The organism is Flavobacterium sp. TC780 (genome assembly GCF_056783245.1).
On sequence record NZ_JBXBAV010000087.1, the window covers coordinates 24,347 to 30,794 of the forward strand.

General features: G+C 31.8%; 3 protein-coding genes and 2 pseudogenes. 2 read left to right on the plus strand and 3 right to left on the minus strand.

Annotated features, from left to right (window positions below; translation table 11 throughout):
* Window positions 1–35: 35 nt before the first annotated feature.
* Window positions 36–2,148 (plus strand): annotated as a pseudogene (gene recQ / locus AC1RYN_RS08880) (DNA helicase RecQ).
* A 306-nt stretch (window positions 2,149–2,454) separates the two neighbouring features.
* Here the strand turns inward: recQ and AC1RYN_RS08885 are convergent.
* The 3 genes and pseudogenes from AC1RYN_RS08885 to AC1RYN_RS08895 all read right to left on the minus strand — a co-directional run.
* Window positions 2,455–2,970, minus strand: a complete 516-nt coding sequence (locus tag AC1RYN_RS08885) for a DinB family protein (RefSeq protein ID WP_481806679.1) — start codon at window positions 2,968–2,970, stop codon at window positions 2,455–2,457.
* Between the two features lie 11 nt (window positions 2,971–2,981).
* Complete coding sequence (locus AC1RYN_RS08890; protein ID WP_481806680.1) at window positions 2,982–5,567, minus strand: phosphoenolpyruvate carboxylase; 2,586 nt, start codon at window positions 5,565–5,567, stop codon at window positions 2,982–2,984.
* A 95-nt stretch (window positions 5,568–5,662) separates the two neighbouring features.
* Window positions 5,663–6,004: pseudogene (locus AC1RYN_RS08895) on the minus strand (Lrp/AsnC family transcriptional regulator); the annotation flags it as partial.
* A gap of 114 nt (window positions 6,005–6,118) precedes the next feature.
* Here AC1RYN_RS08895 and AC1RYN_RS08900 point away from each other — a divergent pair.
* On the plus strand, window positions 6,119–6,319 hold the full coding sequence (locus AC1RYN_RS08900) for an Lrp/AsnC ligand binding domain-containing protein (RefSeq protein WP_481806681.1): 201 nt from the start codon (window positions 6,119–6,121) through the stop codon (window positions 6,317–6,319).
* Window positions 6,320–6,448 lie beyond the last annotated feature (129 nt).

Here is a 6,448-nt window from a genome sequence, read left to right on the forward strand (position 1 = left end):
TTATTTAGTAAATTACCTACAAAAAATACAAGCCGATGGATACCGCACTATTACATGCCAAACTAAAGGAAAATTTTGGATTCGAAAAATTCAGACCTAACCAAGAAGATATTATAAATACAATACTTTCTGGTCAGGATACCTTAGCAATTATGCCAACTGGTGGAGGAAAATCAATCTGTTTTCAGTTACCAGCCTTATTATTGCCAGGAATCACAATCGTAATTTCTCCTCTTATTGCTTTGATGAAAGATCAAGTCGATAGTTTAAAAGCAAACGGAATTACAGCTTGTTTCATAAACAGCAGTCAAACCGATCAAGAGCAGCAGTTTTACATGGAAAGCTTAAAATCCAATACTATAAAATTGGTTTATATAGCTCCTGAAAGCTTATCTTATCTCGACATTCTTTTTAATCAACTTACAATAAGTCTAATAGCAATAGACGAAGCGCATTGCATCTCGGCTTGGGGGCATGATTTCCGTCCAGCATATACCAATTTAGGATATCTAAAAAACCGCTTCCCTTCTACTCCTGTCTTAGCATTAACCGCTACAGCCGATAAAGCAACCAGAACTGATATAACTCAACAATTAAATTTAAATAATCCTAAAACGGTTGTAGCTTCTTTTGACAGAAAAAATTTAAGCCTTGAAGTTCGTCCAGCTCTAGACAGAGTAAAACAAATCATCGATTTTATTGAAACCAAGCCCAATGAATCTGGAATTGTATATTGCCTGAGCAGAAAAACAACTGAAGAATTAGCAGATAAACTAAAGAAAAAAGGAATTAATGCAAAAGCATATCATGCAGGCTTAGATAGTAAACTACGTTCCAGAACTCAAGATGATTTTATAAATGACGATTGTCAGGTAGTTTGTGCCACAATTGCTTTTGGAATGGGAATAGATAAATCCAATGTCCGTTGGGTGATTCATTATAATTTGCCAAAAAATATTGAAGGCTATTATCAGGAAATTGGAAGAGCTGGCCGTGATGGATTACCTTCAGAAACCATTTTATTTGAAAGTTATAGTGATGTAATTCAACTGCAAAAATTTGCTTCAGAAGGATTAAACGCCGAAGTTCAGCTTGCTAAACTTGAGCGAATGAAACAATATGCGGACGCCTTAAGCTGTCGCAGAAAAATTTTGCTTTCCTACTTTGGCGAATTAGTAAACGAAAACTGTGGTAACTGCGATATTTGTAAAAACCCTCCTAAGTTTTTTGACGGAACCGTTATTGCCCAAAAAGGATTATCGGCAATTGCTCGTTTACAAGAAAAAGAAACTTTGGCTGTAATTGTTGATTTTCTTAGAGGCTCTAAGAATGCTCACATTTACGAAAACGAATATCAGAATTTAAAAACTTATGGAATTGGTGCAGATATTTCTTGGTACGATTGGAACCAATATTTAATTCAGTTGATAAATTTAGGTTATTGCGAAATTGCTTTTCACCAGCATAATAAAATTTTACTAACTCCTTTTGCTAAGAAAGTATTGTTTGAAGGAGAAAAAGTTCAGCTTACAACTGTAGTTAAGAAAGCTATTGAAAAAATTGAAACGCAAGAAAAATCCGCTAAAGCTAAACCAAATTCTCTTTTTGAAATACTCAGACAATTGCGTTACAAGATCTCTAAAGAAGAAGAAGTACCTGCTTATGTAATTTTTAGCGATGCTGTTTTAAAGCAAATGGAAATATTACGCCCTATGAGCGATGATGAACTTATAGCAATAGACGGAGTTGGAAAAGCTAAACTCGAAAAAGTATGGTTCTGATTTTGTAAACGCTATAATTGATTTTTTTAAGAACAAAAAAGCTCCAAAAGCGAAATCTAAAAGGGAAAGTAGTACGTACAAAGTGACTCTAGAATTGTTTCAGGAAGGAATTTCTATTGAAGCCATTGCAGCAAAAAGAAAGCTTGGTGTTTCAACAATCGCATCACATTTAGCAAAATTATACATCGATGGACACGACATTGATTTATCAGATTACGTTTCGGATGCTGAAATTTTTAAAATAAGAGATGCACAAGTTAAACTTGAAAATCCAGACACTCTAAAACCTTATTATGATTTCCTTGAAGAACAAATTTCTTATGACAAAATTCGATTAGGTCTTGCTGTAATCGAGAAGAATTATTAAAACGCATCATAAATATTAACAACCAAATCTTTGTCAAAGTTTTGGACTTTGACAAAGATAAAGCCAAATTGCAACTATCCTTCGACTCCGTTCAGGAGGACAAAATAGATGCTTTAATCACAAAATATTTTAGAAACTAAGATACCACCTTAGCCCTGATTGGAACGGCATCCTTTTTATTTTTTCTTTAAAAATAAAAAGATACAGTGTCCCGATAGCTATCGGGAAGCAGTATTAGCTCCATAAAAAAATCCTGTGAATTAGTACTTCACAGGATTTTAAATATTTAATTGTAGTACTTTATTACTACAAATATCTTTCTTGAAAAACTTTTTGATGATGCTTTTGGTGACCAATAATAACAAAACCTAAAGCACGAACTGACATCTGATTATTAGAAGCAGTACCAATTCTCTTAAGCTGCTCTTCTGACAAACTTTTATAGAACAATAAATTAGAATGCCTTACAGCAGACAATTCAGTTAATAAATCCTGAAGCCCTCTACTATTTGCATTAGTATTATCTACATAATCATTTTCATCAAAACTAGGCAATGCTGTTTTATCATTTCTAGAGAACCGTAAAGCACGGTATGCAAAAATACGTTCAGTATCGATTATGTGCTGAATGATTTCTTTGATTGTCCATTTTCCTTCGGCATAACGATAATCAAATTTATCCATCGGAATATTTTGAACAAATCGTATAAAATCATGCAATGAAATTTCTAATTCTTCAATCAAATTTACATTTCCAGCTTCTTGAACATAAGTTGTAAATCCGCCTGAATATTCATTTTCTAATAATTGTGATGCTAACATAATAATTAAATTTAAGCTGAGTTTCTACTTGCGTTTGTGTTTCCAAAGAGAGAACGTGTTACTATCTTCTCATATACTTTAATCAATTCATCATCGACTTGATCTTGTTTATTTAATTCATTAATTCTCAATAAAGCATATTGCTGTATTGTCAACAATGGCAACACTATACGCTCTCTTATCTGAATAGATGCTTTACCATCAGGATAATTTTCCATCAACTCTTTATGTCCTGCAATTTTCAGTAACAAACGTTTTGTTTCCGAAAACTCATCGTAGATAATTTGCCAAAACTCCCCAAATTCAGGGTCTTTTCTCATGTAAGCTGTTAATGGTAAAAATGATTTTGCCAATGACATCATACTATTCTCTAATAAGGTTTTAAAGAATAATGAATTATCATACAAATCTTGTACTTTCTCCCATTGGTTCGTTTCTTCAAAATGTCTCAAAGCAGAACCTACTCCAAAGAACCCAGGCACATTTTGTTTTAACTGACTCCAAGAACCAACAAAAGGAATAGCACGCAAATCAGCAAAATCTAAATTCTCCGATTTACTTCTTTTTGATGGTCGACTGCCAATATTTGTTTTGGAATAATATTTCAAAGTACTCATCTTCTCTAAATAAGGAATAAATTTAGGATGATTTTTAAAACTTAAGTATTCTTGGTATCCAAGTTCTGCCAATTGATCCAAAACTTCTTTTTCATCAACAGTCAATTCATTTTCACCTTTACTAAACACCTGATTTGTAACTCCTGCGCTTAATAAATTCTCTAAATTATAACGACAAGAATCTAATGTTCCAAAATTAGAGCTAATAGTCTGCCCTTGAACTGTAATCTGAATCTCATTATTTTCTATTTTTGGTCCTAATGATGCATAAAATTTATGCGTTTTTCCTCCTCCACGAGCTGGTGGTCCACCACGTCCATCAAAGAAAATAGCTTTAATTCCGTATTTTCTAGAAATTTCAGTAAGTGCTTCTTTGGCTCTATAAATACTCCAGTTTGCCATTAAATACCCACCATCTTTTGTACCATCAGAGAAACCTAACATTATTGTTTGTTTGTTTCCTCTTTCGATCAAGTGTTTTGCATATTCTGGATTTGTATATAATTGCTCCATAATTTCATGAGCTTTTTGTAAATCATCAACAGATTCAAATAGCGGAATAATATCAACTGTTGGGCTATCCCAATTATTCAACCTTATTAAAGCAAAAGTCTCCATTACATTCAATGCACTTTCGTTATTACTGATTATATAACGGTTTGCCGCATACTCACCATTATTTTGCTGAATGGCTTTAATTGCTTGTATAGATTCAATTGTTGACTTTGTAATTTCATTTTCAAAAACATCTGAATTAAGATTTCCTTTTACTTTTGAAAGTACCACTATCTTTTCGTTCTCAGATAAATCATAATAATCAGGAGGAAAAACCGAAGGATCTGACTTTAAATAATACGTCACAACATCCTTAAATACAGCATCATGTATTTTACTATTTTGACGAATATCTAATGTTGCAAAATAAAAACCAAAAAGGTTTATTTTGATAAGCAACGCTTCTAATTCATCTAAATACAAAGACTGATGCTTCACAATAATAATATCTTTAATCTTATTTAATTGCGCCTTAAACTCATCTAAAGTAATATAAATCTCCCCTTTAGAATAAAATACTGAGCGATATAATTTATATTCAAGATCTGAAACTAAAGTATCTACTCCTGCAAATGTCAATTTTCTTTTTAAGTTTCGCATCTCAACATAATAACACTTTAGAATCGAAGTTCTTAAACGTTCTGCTACTTTTAAGGTAATAGCAGTTGTTACAAATGGATTTCCATCACGATCTCCTCCTTGCGAAAACCCAAGTTTTATCAAAGGATTTTGAATCGATTTTCCGTGAAAGATATTCTTTTGAAGATAATGTACTATTTCGCCTGAAGTTTCATAGAATACGTTCTCCAAATACCAAATCAAACTAACTGCTTCATCATAAGGATTTGGCTTTTCGTTTTGTATAAATGGTGTTTTTCCTAATTGAGCAAGTAATTTCTTTATTTTAAGCAAATCATTTGAGCGAATTGCCGCCGTTAAATCATTAATAATACCCAATACTGGTCCTGGGTAAAACTGTGTTGGATGTGCAGTTAATACTGTACGAACATTAAAATCTTCTAAAAACTCTACTAAATCATCTTCTTTTTCTTTTGCATCTGATTTTTCCTTGATATCACGAAGCGATCCTCTTCCTTCCATATTGTTAACGGTAGGAAATGCAGCGTCCTCTATAGCATCAAACAATACAATTTGGCGCTCAATATATTGAATAAATCGAAACATCAAATCGATTTTATCTGTCTCTGAAGCATCATTTAGATACTTTCCTGAGAAAAAATTCACTATTTCTTTAGGCGTTTCTTGTTTTTTAAAGCCTGTTTCGCAAACTTCGGTAAATAAAGGAAGTAAAACCCCGGTATTATCAATAGAGTCAAATGGTAAAGTAATAAAGACACTATTGTAAATATGGTATTTAGAAAGAACGTCTTGGTTAAAACGTTCTATTTTTGGAAGCGTATACATAATGTGTTATAGTTGGTTGGTGTTAATAGTTAATTTTACATAAAAAAACCCCAAGAAAAACTTGAGGTTATATTCAATATAGCATTCAAGATCAATTACATATTTTTAAAAATAGTATGCATCAAACGCTTCTTATCATTAATATTTTCTTCTAACGAAATCATAGTTTCTGTTCTGTAAACTCCTTCGATATCATCAATCATAAAGATAACTTCTTTAGCATGTTTAGTATCTTTTGCTTCAATTTTACAGAAAATATTGAATTTTCCTGTAGTTACAGATGCAACAGTCACAAAAGGAATTTGATTAATACGCTCTAAAACAAATTTTGTTTGCGATGTATTATTTAGAAAAACACCTACATAAGCTATAAATGAATATCCTAATTTATCATAATCCAATGCTAATGAAGATCCCATTATTATTCCGGCATCTTCATTAGCATTGGATTATGATAAATTAGGATATTCATTTATAGCTTATGTAGTGCCTTTTTCTAAATAATACATCGCAAACAAAATTTGTTTTAGAGCGTATTAATCAATACTTTTGTGACTGTTGCATCTGTAACTACAGGAAAATTCAATATTTTCTGTAAAATTAGAGCAAAAGATACTAAACATGCTAAAGAAGTTATCTTTATGATTGATGATATCGAAGGAGTTTACAGAACAGAAACTATGATTTCGTTAGAAGAAAGTATTAATGATAAGAAGCGTTTGATGCATCTATTTTTAAAAATATGTAATTGATCTTGAATGCTATATTGAATATAACCTCAAGTTTTTCTTGGGGTTTTTTTATGTAAAATTAACTATTAACACCAACCAACTATAACACATTATGTATACGCTTGCCAAGATCAATTACATATTTTAGGT